Raw genomic sequence first — 18,450 nt, forward strand, 5'->3', positions numbered from 1 at the left:
GAACAACGTAGTGCCGGGGGCGTGCCCCCCGGCTTTACGCCACATTGCCCCTATCAGCCGTTGGGCATTTTCAGCACAACGTTCCGTCCATTCTTGGTATAGCGCAATTCGCTGTCCCCAATTGCGGACACGCGGCCCCCGTCGATGCGGTCGCCAACAACCACCTTTTTGTAGCGTCCATTGCTGAGCCGTACCAAAGCGCGGCGGCTTGATGGTTTGCCATAGACACCAATCAAATTCACCTTGCGCAGATTGATCGCATTCTTGACCGTGGCTTGCCTCGCGACAGATGCCTTGGACGGGACGGAGGGGGTCACGACCTTTGGTGCCACCGCTGCGGCACTGGCCACCTGCGTTGCTTGTTGTTGGGGCGCTGCCCGTTGCGCGCGTTTCACAATGCGGGCGAAATTTCGTGGCCTAGTGTCAGGGCGCAGCGATGCCTGAACTGCAAATCTGGTTGCATTTTCAATCGCTGGGGCAGGTGCCGGTGTGCCAGCCAGTGCCGCCGCCACCGCTTCCGAGGTGTCGAATGTCTGCGTGTCAACGACTTGGGACGCCGCGGCGGCTGCGGCCTGTTCCTGAACGGATGCGGGGCGCAACTGGGGGCGGTATCCGGCCAATTCGGACTTCGTCAGCCCATCAAGCTGCGCGCGCTCTGTCGTCTCAGCCAGATTGCCGGGGCGCGGACGCGGGCGCAATTCGGCCAAAGGATCGGTTAGGGTTTGTGCTTCCGGTGCGGCCACAGTCCGATCAGGAAATGCCGTTGGGACAACCGGCGGGCGACCCGCAAACACGGTAAAACCGTCCGGGCTCAGCGACCCTTGGGCAGTCGGGATCAACAGCCCATTTGCATCATAGGCGAACTGGGTGCCTGCGGCTGCGGGGGAGGGAACCGACGCAAATACGACGTCCGTCAGATATCCTTCCGCAGCGGGCAGCGCCACGGCATCCGTTGATGTGCTCACCGGGTCGATGCTGGTCATATAAAGGTCTTCGATGTCGATCAGTGACGCGGGTTCCGGCGGGACCTCTGGCGCGCGCGGCCATATGCCTGTGGCGGCATATTTTGCCTCGACCTCGGCTTCGGTCATTTCCGGAACGGGGACCGGGACAATCGGGTCGCGCAGGGCGTCCAGCACGGCGGCGTCTTCGCCCGTCAGGCCCGGTTCAAGCGAAGCGATCTCAACCCCATCATCCGTGTCTTCCGGCGGGGCGGGAATGGATGCCGTGGCGCGCGGGCTGCGGTCGCCAAAGAGCCGCGACAGGCTGAAGCCATCGTCCCGAAACACCGAGGCCCAGGCCGCCACCCCGGCGAGGATCACCAAAAGGGCTGCGGTCAAAATCAGACCGAGGAAACGCGGTTTGCCCCCCACATCCGCACGCCGCGCGCCGAAAACGGTCATCCGCTCGGCTTCGGTCCGGGGTTTGGCTACGGCTGCGCCCGGCTCAGGCTGCCTTTGAGGGGCGACATTGACAGGCGGCGGTGTTTTGGATTTTCGCCGGCTCAAAAAGCCTGCTTTGGCTGGTGCTGCCGCATCGGGAATTTGCGGTGCAAGCGATGAGCTGTCGGGTTTGATCGCCTCATCCATAACGGGAAGGGATGGGTCAGATATGGAGATGCCCGGTGATCGGTCAGCGTCTGCCGCATTGCTGCTGAAGGGCTCGCCCAGTGACGGCTCACGGCGCGCACCCGGTAGCGTGGTTGACGTGCCGGGCGTGTCCGCGCTGCGACGGCTGGCAAATCCAGCCGCAGGCGCATTTGCTGTTTTTTGCGCTGTCGGTGACGGGGCAGCCTGCACGCTTGGTGGGACAAATGAGGGCACCGCCGTGCCGCGCGTGGCAGATCCCAAAGCGGGAGCGGAAGGGCGTACTGGATTGGCAACCGCTGGCTCGGCTTCTTTTTGTGGCGTCGCAGGGGGCTTGTCGGCCGTCTTTGGTGTCGCTGTCGTTTCGGTTTCGCCGCGGGTCGAGGGCAGGACAGGTGTGTCCGATTTAGGCTCCGCTTTGTCAGGCGAGGTCTGTTTGGCCGTGGGCGTATGGTCTTCCTCTGGCTTTGCCGCAGAAGCCGGATCAACGTCCTTTTCCTCGCTCTTGAGGTCAGGAGCAGCCGTTTCGGTTGGTTTTACCTGCTTTGGCTCGTGCTTTTCCGGCGCGGAAGTGTCTTTCACATCTGATTGATCTGACTTTTCAGCATCTTCAGGCTCAGACGCAGTCTCGATCGCCTCTGACGGTTCACCCTTCTTAGGTGCCCCTATATCCGCTGTTTGCACATCGCCGATAACCACCACCGCGATGCCATCCGGCTCAACGGTCTCGCCATCCTCAAGCAACTCATCGGCTATGGCGGTCGGACCAAAAAACGGCTCTCCGAGATATGGCTGATCGGTGGGGATCGCGGCAAAACTGACCGGGTGAAACCGATGTTCAACCGCAAATGCTTCGGCCTCGTCCAGTGTTTCACGCGCCACAGCGGCGATGTGGGTCTGGTCCCCATCAAGGCTGATATCAAACGCCAGATCATCGACAGCGTAAGGTGTGGCCCCGTCCAATGCGTCTTTTGCTGCCTGACGGCGCGCGGCGTCGGTCATGTCTGGGGTTGGAATTGTCAGATATTTGATCTGCTCATTTGGCACCAGAAGTTTGGCACGTACGCCACCCGGTTCCAACGACGACGCGGTGCGTCGAAGCACGGCCAGTTCGTCCGCCATGTTTGCTGCGTCCAGGGCCACTGCACCCACGACGCGCCATCCGCCAGCCGCGCGGTGCAAAAGCCGGATGCCTTCAAACGACAGGGAAAGTGCAAAATTTGGCTTCATCGCTTAGATCTTTAACACGGTAGCGGACGCTATAAAATACGGGCCCTGATGGAATTTAGAATAGCGCGGGTCTTTGCTTAAGGAAAGGTAAACCGCCCCATCACACCTTGTAGAGCGGCCATGCGCAGGGCAAGCTTGGCACAGGGGAACTGCAAAGATCAGGAGATCAGCCATGAAAACACTTAGATGGGCGGCCAGCCTTTGGATTTTATGCACCGGTCTGGCGATGGCGCAGGTGCCGGAGCAGGGAATCATCGTAACGGGTGAGGGGCGGATATCGGTGGTGCCCGACATGGCCACGATCACACTTGGCGTGCGCGAAAATGCAAAAACCGCAAAAGAGGCCATGGGCAAAGTCACAGAATCCGTGAGTGCGATTTTGGATCAACTGGACGCATTGGGCGTGGCCGAGAAAGACCGCCAGACCAGCCGGTTTTATCTGAACCCGGTCTACAATAACCGCCCCTCGAACACTGAAGAAGCGCCACGGGTCACCGGGTATGAGGCAGGCAATTCGGTGACAGTGACTATCCGCGACCTGAAAGCGCTGGGCGAGATGCTGGATGCTGTGATCGACATTGGGGCGAATGACTTCAACGGTTTGAGCTTTGGTCTGCAAAACCCCGCACCTGCAATGGCGGTGGCCCGGAAAGTCGCGGTTGCTGATGCGGTTGAGCGCGCAGGGCAACTGGCCGAGGCCGCAGCGCTGACCCTCGGCACCGTCCTTCGGATGACAGAAAACAGTCGCGGCGCGCCGCCGATGGCCATGGAAATGGCGGCCATGCGGTCCGGGATGAATGATGCAATTGCAAGTGGTGAGATTGATATTCAGGCGCAGGTGACGATGGTGTTTGCCATCACGCCCGGTATTTGATTACAGATGCCCCCCCCCCACCGCGCGCTGCGGTGGGGGGGCAGGATCAGCTTGCGGCTTTGCTCAACGCCTGATCAAGATCGGCAATCAGGTCATCTGCATCCTCGGTCCCAATTGAAACCCGCACAACGCCCGGACCTGCGCCTGCCGCCTCTTGTTGTTCGGCTGACAATTGGCGGTGCGTGGTTGAGGCTGAGTGAATGATCAGCGACCGCGTGTCGCCCAGATTGGCCACATGGCTGAAAATCTCAAGCGCGTTGACCAGTTTCACGCAGGCGTCATAGCCGCCTTTGACCGCAAACGTGAACAGACCACCGGCACCACGCGGGCATACTTTGGCGACACGTTCAAAATAGGGGGATGATTTGAGCCCCGCATAGGTAACGAAATCGACGCGCTCATCCTTTTCGAGCCACGCTGCGATTTTTTCAGCGTTCTCAACATGGCGTTCCATCCGCAAAGACAGGGTTTCTGTGCCCATCAGCGTATAATGCGCGGCTTGCGGGTTCATCGTCATGCCCAGATCACGCAGGCCGATGGCGATGCCGTGAAAGGTATAGGCCAGATTGCCAAAGGTCTCGTGGAACTTCAGGCCATGGTAGGCAGGCTCAGGTTGGCTGAGCGAGGGGAACTTGTCATTCGCGGACCAGTCGAATTTGCCTGAATCCACCACACAACCACCTGTTACGGTGCCATTGCCGGTCAGATATTTGGTTGTCGAATGCACCACCAGCGTGGCCCCCAGATCAATGGGACGACACAAGAATGGCGTGGCCGTGGTGTTGTCAACGATCAGGGGAATGCCAGCCTCGTCCGCAATGTCGGCGATGGCGCGCACGTCCATGATGTACCCGCCGGGGTTGGCAATCGCTTCGCCAAAAATCGCGCGGGTGTCATCATTGATTGCCGCTTTCACCGCATCAAGATCATCAAAATCGACAAACGTGCAGCTCCAGCCGAACCGTTTGATCGTATGGCTGAACTGCGTGACAGTGCCCCCATAAAGACGGGTGGAGGCGATGATGTTCTTGCCCGGACCCATCAACGGGAAAAGCGCCATGATTTGGGCGGCATGGCCGGAAGAACAACACACCGCGCCGACACCCCCTTCGAGCGTGGCGATACGTTCTTGCAGAACCGCCACGGTGGGGTTGGTCAGACGCGAATAGATGAAACCAACTTCTTGCAGATTGAACAATGCAGCCGCGTGATCGGCGTCGCGAAACACATAAGCCGTGGTTTGGTAAATCGGTGTTTGCCGTGCGCCAGTTGCCGGATCGGGCCGCGCGCCCGCGTGAATTTGCAGCGTGTCAAAGCCATAGTTGGTTTCGTTGGTCATCTGGTGTCCTCCTCAAGGATTGTCCCGAAGAGGTTTAGGCGCAAACCGTAGCACTCTCAACAGAGTTTGTGGGTGGTGTGCCTTGGCCAAACAAAAGGCCAAGCATACATGTAATGTATGTTGACCGACGATATGGTTTAGCATACATGCAATGTATGTTATCAGCAGGAGACCCGAAAATGGGCAAACAAGAAAAAATTCAGGCAGGCAAGAAAGTTACAACCAGCGAACAGGCGCAGCGCCGCGCAAAACGGATCGAAAGCGTGGCCAAAGCCACCAACGTGACCTTTACGCTGGAATTGCCTGTTCGCCGGTTTATCGACGCTCAGGCCAAAGCGGCGGGCATGAATATGACGCATTACATGCAAAAACTGGTCGAGGACCATGTGATCACCACCGCGCCAAAAGATGACCCGCTGGCGCTTCGTCTGACTGCAAAGCGCTATGTCATTGGCCATGCCGTCACGATTGCCGGCGAAATGGATGCCGCTGGAAAGTTTGACGAGCATTTCATTTTGAACGTGATGAAAGAAGCCGCAGAAGACTCTGAATTTTCAGCACAATATGCACTTGCTATCGGCGAAAAAGCGATCTCAAAAAACCGCGTTGCGGTGCGTGCCCGTGTGTCGCTCAATCAGCAGATGGGCCGTCTGATCAAAAAGGCAGTAGGCGCGCGCAGCAAGCGCAACGAAAAAGGCAAGATCGCCCGCGCGCAGGTTCAGGATGCCCTGATCACAACCTATACGCTGCTGGAAAAGCCGGAACTTGAAAGTGCCGCCGCTTAAACCGGACGCTGCTTAGCGCATCCAGAACCCTTCGGATTTGATGCGGTTGCGAATGGCCTGCTCCTTTCGGGGCAGGTTATCTTGATCAAAGAGCGCGCGCACTTTGGCACCACGCCCCTGAAACACCATGCGCTTGATAGCTTCATGGCCCTTAAGCACTTTTTTCAACTTGTTGGGCGCGGCAACTGTCTCCAAAACCTGCACGGCCAGATCGCTTTCACGCGCGTAAAGCAGTGGCAAAAAGCGGTAGTGGCACGATATTGAGCCATCAATCAGACCCTCTGGCAAGGTATCGCGGCCCCCGCCAAGCGCATGGATCACCAGCGGCAAAGCCACCTGATCAAGCCAGGGATCAAAGCTCTGACAACACAACTCGACCGGTGGCGTGTCTTGGATGGCCAGCGCGTAGTCGAGGAACTTTTCACCAAATTCATGCGGACAGCGGTAAAAGAAGAACCCCGCATTGAAATAGAGATAGCGCCGCCAGTATTCATCTGGCTGGCTCAGGTCGAGGCTGCTTTCAAAATCCAGCCCGAATTTATCGTAAAGCGATTTCCAAAGCCCGGTGTAACCTGGTCCATAAAGCTGCGGTATGGGCCAGGTGTTTTCACGCCGCAGCGACGCGGTCGGACGATTGAAATCAAACGGCACCGCAGCCAGATCACCCGTGATCAGAGTGTCTGTATCAAAGAACACAAAGGGCTCGCCCTTGGGCAGGGCCTGCAGCATTTCGATCTTGTTGCCATAGGGGTAAGCGCTGCCGAAATATTTGTTCTCAAAGGGAATAACTTCAGCACCCAGGAAGTCATAGGCGGCCCGTACGTCCGGGTCCCTGATGCTGGGATCATTGTTCCAAAGCGGTCCTGCCTGCGGTTCCGCGATCAATAGCCGGCCTTTGAAATCGGGATTTGTGTGGCGCAGCGATGCTGCAAACAACAACGCCTCATACGAGAGCCGCCCGTGCTGACCGACAACAACGATGTTGAATGTTTGCGAAGCGCGAGGTTTGCGTGCCATACTCGATTGGTGCCCTTTGGTCTTTTGCGATCACTATAGGGCCAGATGCGGTATCGCAAAAGGCGGCAATTTACGCCGGCAGACAAGGGGCATGTAAAATGATTGATTTCTTTCTCGCAATGATGGCCGCCGGTATCAATTCCGCGGATGGGGCAGGGACCGGCGATGCCGCGACCGCGCAGACCCAAGCAACGCCCCCCGCGATTGTTCAGCCTGTCACCCCCCCAACAACTGCAACCGAAACAGCAGCCGCCGAGGTGGCTCCAACAGCCCCGATTGGTGATACGCTGGCAACTCTGGCACCTGCACCCGACACGCCGTCGGCCAATGTTGACCTGGGGTCCGGCGTCGTGATCGGCGAGGGTGTGTTGCTGGAAGGGGTTCCCGCCACGCCGACCGCCCAGGCCCCGGTGCCTCAGGCAGTACCAGCCCCGCCAGACCCGGCAGCCCCAGTCATGAACATGGCAGTGGTCCCCGCCGGACTGGTCGCGGAACCACAAACGCCAACCGGGAAATTCACCACCGCAGCCGAAGTCAAACCCATCCTGAATGCCACCAAGGGCAATTGGGTCGCGGTGCGCGAATTCAACGGACAAGACCTGCTTTATGTGACGCATATTTGGAGCTGGCGCTGCGGCCTGCACGCGATGGCGATTTCTGTGAACGATGAACCGATGCAGAATTGGCCGCTGCCGGAATGCCATATGAAATACACCACCCCCAGCGCCATTCTCGAAGAGGACGGTTTGCCCTATCTGACGCTGAAATCTGGGTCTGTCCGTACAATTGATATTCAGATTGTCTATGACGATCTGAGCATGGACGCCGCGAGATTTGAGCGTGGAAATATCCTGATCCCCTAGCAACCAGCGACTGTGCAAAGTGGTGAATTTGATAGGGCGGAAATAAAATCACCCGAAAGAACCGGGCTCGTCTGTTGACTGCATTGTTTGGGCCTATCTGCGCGGCAAGCCAGGCATTTGCGGCGCTATGCATCCGGCATCGCGCATGTCCTCATGAACGGCAAGTTGTCGATGCACAACGGGGTGCGCACGCAGGAAAACTTAGCTGAGGTGCTGCGCAGTTTTGTGTAACGTGGGAGTGTGCCGCTTGGCGATTTTATAGACGCTGCCTTTGATTGGAATGCTTTAAAGACAGGTTCTACGTAACCTCCTGGGCGACAATCACGATGACATCTCCCCTGCGGGACAGCCCCTGTCCGGCAAAGCAAAGCACCCAGCCATCGCTGGGCGCAACGTAGGTGCGAGGTCCCATGTCAACGCGGTCAATGAAGCGCCCGTGCCCCAGAACATCGCCTTTTTTCACCGGGTCGCCTAATTCGACCGCGGGCACAAAAATCATGTCATCGTCGCAAATCAGAAATGCGTCCGAGGCGGGCAGGCGCACGCAACGCGATGTCGGCGGCACCTCTTTTGGGGGCAGGTGCCCAAGTGCCGCAACCATCCGCGCCAGACCATCTGTCGCAAGGGTTGCCGTGTGACGTGTCACAATGCCCGCGCCCCCAAGTTCGGACGCGATGATGACTTTATCCAGCTTTTCTGCAACCGCATCAATGCTCATGGGGGCGTGGTCTTCGTCTATCAGCACCGTGAAGGGTGCGCCGAAAGCCATGCCTGCGGCCAGTGCCAGTGACACCTTCGACGACGTTTCGGGCACCAGGATGCTGGGTGCAAAATTCAATGTGCGACCCCCAGAATGCAGGTCAACGATGTGATCAGCCATCGGCATCAACGTCTCGCTTAGCCAATTCGCAATGCGTTGGGTAAGGCTGCCCAGCGGATCGCCCGGAAACACCCGGTTCAGGTTCAGCCCGTCATCCGGGGTCAGCCGGGTTCCGGCCATCACGGCAGGCAGGTTAAGGGCGGGCAAAAGGATCAGACGGCCCACCAGCGCGCCCGGATCGACGGCGCGCACCAGAGCGTCCATTGCGACAGGTCCTTCATATTCATCGCCGTGCATCCCGCCGAGGATCAATGTCGTCGGTCCCGTCGTCCCGTTCAGGCAATGCATCGGCAGCCGCACCGACTGCCATGCGCTTTTGTTGGTCGAATTGTGAAAATGCGCATATCCGGATGTCAGGCCGGGCCTGTCCAGCGGGATCATTGCACTGAGCCAATGACAGGTGCGATCCGGTCTTGGTCAAAGTTTGCGCCACACAGGATTACCGCACTTACTTTGCCTTGGCGGTTTGGCGCGTCGATCTGCCACGCGGCCTGTGCCAGTCCGGCCGACCCTTCGACGAGCATTTTCTCGGTCCAGGCCAGATGCCGCAGACCATCCGCGATCTGATCCTCTGAGCAATCAATCAGTGTGTCGATGACCTTGATCCCCAAAGGCAGCGTGATGGACCCTTGGTCCACGCCGCCAGCGCATCCGTCAGCAAGGGTGTCCGAATGTGTGACCTCGACCATGTGGCCCGCACGGATGCTGGCCGCCAAAGCCGCTGAATTGATTGCACTGACGCCGACAACGCGGGTACCCGGTGAAAACGCCTTGAGCACACTGCCAATTCCCGAAATCAGCCCGCCACCACCGATCGACACATAGACAACATCAAGGCGCGGCAGCTGTTCCAGCAATTCCAGCGCAATTGTGCCCTGACCCGCGATCACCTGAGGATCGTTGTAAGGGGAGACATAGATTTTGCCCTGCTCTTTGGCCAACGCCTGTGCGTGCTGTTCGGCGAGCCCGGAATCGTTTGAATGCAGGATCGTCTCAACCCCAAGCGCCTTGATCCTCGACAGTTTTTCCCGTGCCACGGTTTCCGGCAAAACCACAGTCAGATCATGACCCGTCATCTGCGCTGCTGTGGCAAGCGCGAGCCCGTGGTTGCCAGAGGATGCCGTGATCGCCGGGACTTCGGTCGATAGGGACGTGAGTTTCGACAATGCGCCACGAAACTTGAACGATCCGGTCTGCTGAAAATTCTCGGCTTTGAAGACAAGGCCGGTGTCGTCGTCAAATGACATCCGCGACGCGATGCATGGCGTCGGTGGCAGCCAGCGTTTGATCCGGCGGTGAGCGGCGACCGACAGGGCGGCCTGTTCGAGTACGGCGGGGGATGCTGTCATTGCATGTCCTTTATTCTGAAGGGTCGGACGCGGCGGCGTCAATGATGGCTTGGGTCATGGCGATGTCCTGGGCTGCGATCCCGGTAAGGTCAACGATGGTGATGTCATCCTGCGACATGCGTCCGGCCTGAGAACCTGAGAGGATATGGCCCAACTCTGTGACCTCTAACGCCGCATTTGCGCGGCTGGCGGTTTGGAATTCACCGTGGTTCAGGGACTGGCGGGCCATGTCACAGACACGCAAGGACGCAGTGGCAACCAGATCTGTCGGCAGTTCCTGTTTTCCTGGACAGTCGGCCCCGATTGCGGTGACATGGGTGCCTTTGCGCACCAATCCATCTGCAAACAGGGGGGCGGTGGAAGTCGTCGTGGTGATGATGATGTCGGCGGTGCCAACTGCCTTATTCAGGTCGAGTGCCACCTGACTGCTGTGGCCTGCGGCAGTCAAATCAGCGGTGAGCGCCTCGGCGGCTGCGGCATTGCGCCCCCAGATGTGGAAATTCAACGCCCGCTCTGGCATCAGTTTTGCAAGGCACATCGCCTGAAGCCTTGCCTGTATGCCTGCGCCGATGATCAACACCTCAGTCGCATCTGCGCGGGCCAAGGCGCGGGTCGCCAATGCGCCCCCGATACCCGTGCGCATATCCGTCAACCAGCCTTCGTCCCGCAATATCGCGCGGGGTTCACCCGTTGTCGCGGAAAAAGCCAGCATCATGCCGTTCGATGACGGCAACCCTTTGGATGGATTGTCATAAAACCCGGACGCGATTTTGATCACATAGGTATCGGTGCCCGCGATATGACCTGATTTAACATGGCAATCACCCTGCGCCTCTGGAAAGGCCAGGTGCACGACATCGCCTGTCTGCACCTCGCCTTGGGCAGACGCGACATAGGCTTTTTTGATGCGCTTTGCGGCGGCGTCAAAATCGAACAACGCCATGATCTGCTTTTTATCAAGGTCGAGCATCAAAAGGGCACTTTCGGGTTATGTAACAAAAAAAGGGAAACCAGACCACGAGGGACATGTCAAAATCGCTCGTTCAGGATGTGATCAAGGGTCGAAATGATCATGTCCACATCATCCGGTTGAATGGTCAGGGGAGGGCGGATTTTCAGGATATTGTCCTTTGGCCCTTCGGTCCCCAGTAAAATGCGTTTATCGCGCATGCGGTCTTTAACATGGATGGCCAAGGCGGTCGCCTCGGACTTAGTGGTCCGGTCAGTGACCAGATCAACGCCGATGAACAGGCCAATGCCGCGCACATCACCGATGCAATCGTGTTTGTCTTGCAAACTGTCCGTCTTCATATAAAATGGAACATCAGAGCGGCTTGAGCATTGGAGGCTCTGGCTCGTTTGTGTGATTGATTATGCTGCTTGTTTTTGATGTTGCAAGCGACGTTGTTGGATTGTCTGTTTCTTGATCTTCTTCCTTTCCCTGAGAATGGCTTTGTCGCGACCGAAGTAGACGTCTGCGGGTGTGACGTTGTTCAGGCTCTCGTGGTAACGCTGGTTGTTGTAGTATTCGACGAAGGCCCCGATTTGGCGTTCGAGATCACCGGGTAGGTAGTAGTTCTCCAGCAGAACCCTGTTCTTCATGGTCTGGTGCCAGCGTTCGATCTTGCCTTGGGTCTGCGGGTGGAATGGCGCGCCGCGGACATGCGTCATTTTTTGATCCTCCAACCACTTGGTCAGATCGCCTGAGATGTAGCATGAGCCGTTGTCGCTAAGCAGACGTGGCTTGTGCCGCACAACAGCCTGGTCGCAGCCTGATGCTGTCAGAGCCAGTTCAATCGTGTCTGTCACATCTTCGGCCCGCATATTTGTGCAGAGCTTCCAGGCGATGATGTAGCGGCTGTAATCGTCCAGGATCGTGCTGAGATAATACCAACCCCAGCCAATGATCTTGAAGTAGGTGAAGTCGGTCTGCCACATCTCGTTGATGGCCGTTGTCTTATCTTTGAACTCATCGGCCGCTTTGATCACCACGTAATCCGGTGCGGTGATGAGATCAGCAGCTTTGAGAATGCGATAAGCTGACGATTCAGATATAAAATACCGCTTCTCATCCGTGTATTTGACGGCCAGTTCCCGGGTGGTCAGCTCTTCATGTTCCAGCGCAAACTCAATCAGGTCGCCACGGCGGGCATCCGGGATGCGGTTCCAGACCGATCTTGGGCGTGGAGATCTGTCAGCCAGTCCATCCAGGCCGCCGTCGACATAGAGATCGTACCATCGATAGAATGTCGTGCGTGGGATGCCCAGCATGTCGAGGGTCTGCTTGACTGGCAGATGCGATCCCTCAACGGTGCGGATGATCTCCAGTTTCTCAGACGCAGGGTATCTCATTCCTCGAACTCCCCAGCCCCTGTCATGCTTTTTTTGAGCAGACGGTTCTCAAGGGTCAGATCGGCAACGCATTCTTTCAGGGCCAAGGACTCAGAACGCAAATCCTTTACCTCAGGCGATGTGGCCTGCCGTGCCGTGTCGCCAGATAACCGGCGCTTGCCAGCTTCGAGAAATTCCTTCGACCAGCTGTAATAAAGGCTCTCAGCGATACCTTCGCGGCGACACAGCACCGAGATGCTTTCCTCGCCGCGCAAGCCTGCCAATACAATGCGGATCTTCTCTTCAGCTGAATATGTCTGCCGGGTCTTACGGCGGATGTTCTTAACTACCTTGTCGGCAGCGTCTTTGGACGTCTGGGCTTTCTTCGTCATCTCGATCTCCTAATCGATAAGATGAACCAGAAATCCTCCCTTATTCAAACCCTCAAATCTGTCCCGCGGGTGCTGACGTCAGACACTTTCGATCCGACTGCCTTGGACGGCAAAGGCACAAAGGGGCTCTCTCTGCCGAAGACCCACTGGGCCCAGCGAATTGACCATGGCCCATTTCGCGCCTTCCCAGTCACAGGGGGCATCACGTTTACCTATGGAGGACTAAAGGTGGATGAAAACGGCAATGTAGTATCCGAGAAAGGTTACCCCATCGAAGGCCTTTTCGCCTCTGGCGAACTTGTTGGCGGAGTCTTTTTTGCAGGCTACCCTGGTGGTTCCGGATTGACATCCGGTGCCGTGTTTGGCCGCCGTGCTGGTTATGGTGCTGCACTTTCCTTAGCGGGCTAAAGCCAGAACCTGTCCAATAAATGGGGAGTAGCTCAAACGACCAGCTATGAAGTTGCGCGCAAATGGATTTTGAGTTGCGGGCAACCTACTGACGCAGGCCCGGAAATAGTTACACATTTAGAAACTCTTCGAAGGACCGTGGTCAATTCTATTCAGCGGTGATTACGGCCATCACAAGGCTACCATCAACGCGGATAGGGCCGTCTTCAGTAGCACCGAGCGTATATTCAAACCCGCCTGCTGTGATACCGCCTGCTTCGGAATGGACCATGAGCATCAACATATCCCCAGATGCAACTTCTTCGGTCAGAATGGCCGCAACATCGATGTTGTCACCCATGCGCAGTGGCGCGTATACGCGCTACGCCAAGGGATTGCTTCAGGTCGGTCCGGTAAGTGACAAGGATGCCGACTACCCGCTTGGATTCGGGCCAGCCGGGCAAGCGCATCGGCGCGGAGCCGATAGCGATCACAGCTTGATCAAATGTCCAAGCCGCGCCGTCGATATGGAGGCTCTTGTCCCGAGTGAAGAAAGCCGCGCCACGGATGGTCTGCACTTTTCGGGCGCTTGGCAAGGCCAAGAAGGCCTGTGGTCAATTGCGCGACAACGCTCTCTTTTTTGGCGCGCAGATTGTCCAGATCGACAGAGAATTTTCCGGTTGAAATGCCCCATATCGGCGGCACGAAAGGCACAAGCGTATCCGCCCGGAACTGCGCCCAAAACAATGAGGTCAGCGTCGTTGTCAGAAATTTACAACCCCTCAGACCATGATCCGGCGCGGATCGGCGATCAGACCCGCAAGGTAGGTCACGAAGCGTGCCGCATCTGCGCCGTTGATGACGCGGTGATCATAGCTCAGATCAAGTGGAACCATGGGAACGGGACGCGGCGTGCCGCTGTCCCAGACGGTGACGACTTCCGAGCGCGTGAGCCCGAGAATGGCGACTTCGGGCGGGTTCACGATGGGCGTGAAACCAATGCCGCCGATTCCGCCTAGGTTGGTCATCGTCATCGACGCGCCGCCCATTTCATCTGGACCGACTTTGCGGTTTTGCGCGCGAGAGGCGAGATCGGCGATTTCCGCCGCGATCTGCCACAGGCCCTTGCGGTCCACGTTTCGGACGACAGGAACCATCAGGCCATGCGCCGTGTCAACCGCGATGCCGATGTGAACGTAGTCCTTAAGCGTCAGCGTTTCGCCATCGGGCGAAAGCGACGCATTAAACCGTGGAAATTCCCGCAGCGCCCGCGCGAGGGCTTTGGCCTGAAACGCCAGTGCGGTCAGTTTGACGCCGCGGGCTTGCGCCTCGGTTTTCAGATCTTTGCGCAGCGTCTCGATGACTGTGACATCGGCGCGGTCATGGTGTGTAACCTGCGGGATAAGGGCATTGGCGGCCCCGAGGTTTGCGGCAGCCACCTGCGCAAAGCGGCTCATCGGCTCTTCGGTGACAGGGCCGAACTGGCTGTGATCCACGTCCCAATATGAGGTGTCAGAGACAGGCCCGGCGGCGGGCTTTCCACCCTCCAAATCCTCACGCGCGATGGATGTGCGGCCCAATTCCTTAGCAAGCTTTTCCAGGTTGATCCCTTTTTCGCGCGCAAGGGCCCGAACTGAAGGTGGTGCGATGATGTCGCTCATGTCCGCCCCCTTACCAACTGGCCGAAATGTATTGGGTTTCCATGAATTCAAGCATGCCTTCATGCCCACCTTCGCGGCCAAGACCAGATTGCTTAACGCCCCCAAATGGTGCGGCGGGGTCCGACACAATTCCGCGGTTCAAGCCGACCATGCCGTATTCTAGTTGTTCACAGACCTGAAGCGCCCGTTTGAAATCCTCAGAAAAGACATAGGCGACAAGGCCGTATTCGGTGTCGTTGGCACGCGCGATGACGTCATCGTGATCTTTGAAGGTCTGGATTGCTGCGACAGGGCCGAAGATCTCGTCGCGGACGCATTCGGCATCCTCGGATACATTCGAGAGAACTGTCGGCGGATAGTAAAAGCCCTTGCCGTTCAGCAAGGTCCCACCACACTCGACTTTAGCGCCCTTGGCGACAGCGTCTGCCACGAACTCGGCGACCTTGTCGCGGGTATCTGCATTGACCAGCGGGCCGACATCGACGCTCGGGTCCGTACCGTCGCCCACTTTGAGCGCGGACATCTCGGCGCTCAGGCGGCGGGTGAACTCTTCGGCGATGTTTTCATGCACATAGATGCGGTTGGCGGCCGTGCAAGCTTCGCCGAGGTTGCGCATCTTTGCCAACATCGTACCTTCGATGGCCGTATCCATGTTGGCATCCTCGAAGACGACAACGGGGGCATTGCCGCCCAGTTCCATCGCAGGTTTCAACACTTGGTCGGCGGCACCTTTCAACAGCTTTCGACCAACCCCTGTTGAGCCGGTAAAGCTGACGACACGAACGCGCGGATCATGCATGATATGATCGACCAAAGCGCCAGTGCGCCGCGACGGCAGGACATTGACAAGCCCGGCAGGCACGCCAGCCTCTTCCAACAATGGCATCAAGGCCAGCATCGTCAGCGGCGTTTCGGAGGCGGGTTTTATGATCACACCACACCCAGCCGCCAAGGCCGGGGCAATCTTGCGCGTGCCCATGGCGGCCGGATAGTTCCAAGGCGTGACCAGCACGGCAAGCCCTGCAGGTTTGTGCTGCACCACGATGCGCGCGCCTGACGCGGGGGCATGGGTGATCATCCCGTCGGCACGCACAGCCTCTTCGGCGAACCAGCGAAAAAATTCAGCGGCATAGGTGGCCTCGCCCATGGCATCGGCGCGGGCCTTGCCGTTTTCCAGCGTGATGAGATGGGCGAATTCATCAAACCTTGCGGTCATCAGCTCCCATGCCTTGCGCAATACTTCGGAACGCTGACGCGGCGTGCGTGCGGCCCAGTCCTTCATCGCGGCTTCGGCGGCATCCAGCGCTGCGTCTGCATCGGCAATTTCAGCAGAGGCCACAGAGGCGAGAACTTCTTCGGTAGCAGGATTGATGACATCGAAACGTTCGCCTGACGTCCCCTTTGTCCACGTGCCGTTGATGTAAAGGTCGGTATATTCCATTGGTGTCTCCAAGATTTAGAGCAGGTGGCGGAGCGTTTGCTCCATGCGGCCTGCGAATTTTGATAGAAGGCTGACGGCCTCGCTGGCGGATAGGTGATGGCCCGCACATTCGAGCGTGATGGACAGCCCACTGCCCGCCCGTGTCAGCGTGAGAACAGGCGCATTTTCCGCGCCAAGGCTGACAGTGCTGACACGGCTCATGCGCAGGTCGCGTAATATGAGGTCTGGCGCGCTGTCTTCCTCAGCCTCAACGATGTTGCTGAATGCACCTGCGGGCACAAAATATGCGCGGCTTTGCCCGAAACTTTCGACCGCGATGGTTGCCGCATCTTGGCCAAGGCTTGCGGCTGCGAGGCCCGCCAGTACGGCGTTTGCATCTTTCAGATCAGCGTTTTCTGCTGCCCACTCTGCAAAGTCAGCGAATCCGTCTGTGGGCAAATCTGCCGTGAGGTGGCGGGACGATGTTGCCGTAGTTTCTACCGCCTGCGCGGGCATTGCCTTGAGCACTTCAAGATCCGCGACATGGAAGGGCTGGGGATGTCCGGCCTCTGCAAGGCGGTTCAGATCCAGCCCCTGTACCAGCGCCAATCGCCGCGCCTTCGGCGAGGCCAGAATACGACCGTCAGCTGATCTGATCGCCGGGGATTTGCTGCCCTGCTTGGGTGATGGCGCAGGCTTGGATTTTTCTTTCGCCTTAGCGTTTGGTGCTGGGGCAGGCGTCGCAGCTGGTTTTGATGCGGTGCCGCCTGCAATGCTACGCTGCACAGGATTGGCTGGTGCCTCAGAAGAGATAATGGCAATCGTATCCCCAACCGGTGCTGCTTCAGTGACTTCGGCAAGCAATGCTGCCACGAAGCCATCAACACCTGCCTCGACTTCCATGGTTGCTTTGTCGGTTTCCACTTCGAACAAAATATCACCCGCGGCCACGGGATCGCCAAGGCCCTTGTGCCAAGCGACAATCACGCCTGTATCCTGTGCCATGCCAAGCGCGGGCATGATGACGGCTTTGCCTTCGGGCAATGCTGTTTGATCACCGCCATCCGCGTCAGCAGGGGCCTTCGCGACAGTGTCGCTACTTTCGGCCATCTCAGAGACAAGGGCGATGACGTGACCTACGGGCACATCAGCTCCGGCCTCGGCCTGCACATGTGTCAGGTAGCCATCGGCAGGGGATTCCACCTCCATCACGGCTTTGTCGGTTTCCACCTCGAACAGCGCGTCACCAGCCTTAACCGGATCGCCAGAGGACTTGAGCCAACTGACAATCTTACCGGTGTCCTGCGCCATCCCAAGGGCCGGCATGATGACCTCATGCGGCATGGATCATCTCCCCTGACATGAGTTTGCGCGCGTTGTCTGCCACGCCTTCGGGCGTCGGAACGGTGATATCTTCTAGCGCAGGCGAAAACGGTACGGGCACATCCATCGCACCCATGCGCAGGACCGGTGCGTCGAGGTGGTAGAAGGCCTTTTCATTGATCCGGCCAGCGATTTCACCGGTGATGCCATAGCTTTGGTGGCCTTCATCCACGACGATCACGCGGCTGGTTTTCTTGGCTGACGCAATGAGCGTTTCTTCGTCCAGTGGCACGATCGTGCGCGGATCGATCACTTCGGCCTCGATTCCTTCCTTCGCAAGGATCTCGGCCGCAGCTTCACAAACCTGCACCATTGAGGACGTGGCGATGAGGGTGATATCGCTGCCCGCGCGTTTGATGTTGGCCTCTCCGAAGGGGATCAGGAATTCCTCCTCCGGGACGGGTGCCTTGTCGTTATACATCAGCTTGTCTTCGAAGATCACGACAGGGTTGTTGTCGCGGATGGCGGTTTTCATAAGCCCCTTGGCTTCATAGGCCGATGACGGCATCGCCACTTTCAGGCCCGGAATATGAGCGACTAGAGCGTGTAGTGATTGGGAATGCTGCGCGGCAGAGCGGCGGGTCGCGCCCATGTTGGTGCGCAGCACCAAAGGCGCGCTCATCTTGCCACCCGACATGTAATGCGTCTTGGCGGCCTGATTGCAAAGTTGATCCATGATCAGATAGATAAAATCGCCGAACATGAGGTCCACGACTGGCCGTGTGCCCGTCATCGCGGCACCCACAGCAAGGCCCATGAAGCCGGGTTCAGCAATGGGTGTGTCGACCACGCGCTCGGTGCCGAACTCTTCGACAAGACCGCTCAGGATTTTGAAAGGCGTTCCTGCCTCGGCCACATCCTCACCAATGATAAAAACGGTTTCATCGCGTCGCATCTCTTCGGCCAGTGCTTCATTGACCGCTTGGGACAGTGTAATTTCTCGCATGTCGTTC

General features: G+C 58.0%; 16 protein-coding genes and 1 pseudogene. 4 read left to right on the forward strand and 13 right to left on the reverse strand.

What is annotated here, in order from left to right; translation table 11 throughout:
• Positions 1-53: 53 nt before the first annotated feature.
• Positions 54-2,816 carry a hypothetical protein gene (locus C1J02_RS07190; protein ID WP_114877965.1) on the reverse strand — a complete coding sequence of 921 codons (2,763 nt, stop codon included), beginning with the start codon at positions 2,814-2,816 and terminating at the stop codon, positions 54-56.
• A 172-nt stretch (positions 2,817-2,988) separates the two neighbouring features.
• Here C1J02_RS07190 and C1J02_RS07195 point away from each other — a divergent pair, with 172 nt between their 5' ends.
• Complete coding sequence (locus tag C1J02_RS07195) at positions 2,989-3,690, forward strand: SIMPL domain-containing protein (protein ID WP_114877966.1); 702 nt, start codon at positions 2,989-2,991, stop codon at positions 3,688-3,690.
• A gap of 46 nt (positions 3,691-3,736) precedes the next feature.
• On the opposite strand, the gene C1J02_RS07200 is transcribed toward C1J02_RS07195, so the two are convergent.
• A complete protein-coding gene (locus C1J02_RS07200; protein WP_114877967.1) occupies positions 3,737-5,029 on the reverse strand; it encodes an O-acetylhomoserine aminocarboxypropyltransferase/cysteine synthase family protein in 1,293 nt (430 codons plus the stop codon).
• Between the two features lie 179 nt (positions 5,030-5,208).
• Here C1J02_RS07200 and C1J02_RS07205 point away from each other — a divergent pair, with 179 nt between their 5' ends.
• Positions 5,209-5,814 carry a hypothetical protein gene (locus tag C1J02_RS07205; protein WP_114877968.1) on the forward strand — a complete coding sequence of 202 codons (606 nt, stop codon included), beginning with the start codon at positions 5,209-5,211 and terminating at the stop codon, positions 5,812-5,814.
• 12 nt (positions 5,815-5,826) lie between these two features.
• On the opposite strand, the gene C1J02_RS07210 is transcribed toward C1J02_RS07205, so the two are convergent.
• Positions 5,827-6,831, reverse strand: a complete 1,005-nt coding sequence (locus tag C1J02_RS07210; RefSeq protein WP_114877969.1) for a hypothetical protein — start codon at positions 6,829-6,831, stop codon at positions 5,827-5,829.
• A 98-nt stretch (positions 6,832-6,929) separates the two neighbouring features.
• Between C1J02_RS07210 and C1J02_RS21150 the strand changes: the two genes are divergently transcribed.
• Positions 6,930-7,694 (forward strand): hypothetical protein, encoded by a 765-nt coding sequence (locus C1J02_RS21150; RefSeq protein ID WP_254693232.1) that lies wholly within the window; start codon positions 6,930-6,932, stop codon positions 7,692-7,694.
• A gap of 298 nt (positions 7,695-7,992) precedes the next feature.
• Here C1J02_RS21150 and C1J02_RS07220 read toward each other — a convergent pair whose 3' ends face one another.
• The 5 genes from C1J02_RS07220 to C1J02_RS07240 form a co-directional block, all read right to left on the reverse strand.
• The gene (locus tag C1J02_RS07220) at positions 7,993-8,955 is read right to left on the reverse strand and encodes a succinylglutamate desuccinylase/aspartoacylase family protein (protein ID WP_114877970.1); all 963 of its coding nucleotides are present in this window, start codon (positions 8,953-8,955) and stop codon (positions 7,993-7,995) included.
• Positions 8,952-9,923 carry a pyridoxal-phosphate dependent enzyme gene (locus tag C1J02_RS07225; protein WP_114877971.1) on the reverse strand — a complete coding sequence of 324 codons (972 nt, stop codon included), beginning with the start codon at positions 9,921-9,923 and terminating at the stop codon, positions 8,952-8,954. The genes C1J02_RS07220 and C1J02_RS07225 overlap by 4 nt, the downstream gene beginning before the upstream one ends.
• Positions 9,924-9,933: 10 nt before the next feature.
• A complete protein-coding gene (locus C1J02_RS07230) occupies positions 9,934-10,893 on the reverse strand; it encodes an ornithine cyclodeaminase family protein (RefSeq protein WP_114877972.1) in 960 nt (319 codons plus the stop codon).
• A gap of 59 nt (positions 10,894-10,952) precedes the next feature.
• On the reverse strand, positions 10,953-11,291 hold the full coding sequence (locus C1J02_RS07235) for an aminotransferase class III-fold pyridoxal phosphate-dependent enzyme (protein WP_302622763.1): 339 nt from the start codon (positions 11,289-11,291) through the stop codon (positions 10,953-10,955).
• Positions 11,292-11,294: 3 nt separating this feature from the next.
• A protein-coding gene (locus C1J02_RS07240; RefSeq protein ID WP_114877554.1) for an IS3 family transposase occupies positions 11,295-12,646 on the reverse strand; the annotation gives its coding sequence in 2 pieces (ribosomal slippage) (positions 11,295-12,310 and positions 12,310-12,646; 1,353 coding nt in all).
• 21 nt (positions 12,647-12,667) lie between these two features.
• On the opposite strand from C1J02_RS07240, the gene C1J02_RS07245 reads away from it, so the two are divergent.
• A complete protein-coding gene (locus tag C1J02_RS07245; RefSeq protein ID WP_114877974.1) occupies positions 12,668-13,054 on the forward strand; it encodes an FAD-binding protein in 387 nt (128 codons plus the stop codon).
• 148 nt (positions 13,055-13,202) lie between these two features.
• Here C1J02_RS07245 and C1J02_RS07250 read toward each other — a convergent pair.
• From C1J02_RS07250 to C1J02_RS07275, 5 genes and pseudogenes are all read right to left on the reverse strand, one after another.
• Positions 13,203-13,409: pseudogene (locus C1J02_RS07250) on the reverse strand (hypothetical protein); the annotation flags it as partial.
• A gap of 406 nt (positions 13,410-13,815) precedes the next feature.
• Positions 13,816-14,694 carry a 2-oxo acid dehydrogenase subunit E2 gene (locus C1J02_RS07260; protein WP_114877975.1) on the reverse strand — a complete coding sequence of 293 codons (879 nt, stop codon included), beginning with the start codon at positions 14,692-14,694 and terminating at the stop codon, positions 13,816-13,818.
• 10 nt (positions 14,695-14,704) lie between these two features.
• The gene (locus C1J02_RS07265) at positions 14,705-16,135 is read right to left on the reverse strand and encodes an NAD-dependent succinate-semialdehyde dehydrogenase (protein ID WP_114877976.1); all 1,431 of its coding nucleotides are present in this window, start codon (positions 16,133-16,135) and stop codon (positions 14,705-14,707) included.
• A gap of 15 nt (positions 16,136-16,150) precedes the next feature.
• Complete coding sequence (locus C1J02_RS07270) at positions 16,151-17,458, reverse strand: biotin/lipoyl-containing protein (RefSeq protein WP_114877977.1); 1,308 nt, start codon at positions 17,456-17,458, stop codon at positions 16,151-16,153.
• Positions 17,448-18,443, reverse strand: a complete 996-nt coding sequence (locus C1J02_RS07275; RefSeq protein ID WP_114877978.1) for an alpha-ketoacid dehydrogenase subunit beta — start codon at positions 18,441-18,443, stop codon at positions 17,448-17,450. Before C1J02_RS07275 ends, C1J02_RS07270 begins: the two co-directional genes overlap by 11 nt.
• Positions 18,444-18,450: the final 7 nt, after the last annotated feature.

The organism is Sulfitobacter sp. SK011 (genome assembly GCF_003352065.1).
GTDB lineage: Bacteria > Pseudomonadota > Alphaproteobacteria > Rhodobacterales > Rhodobacteraceae > Sulfitobacter.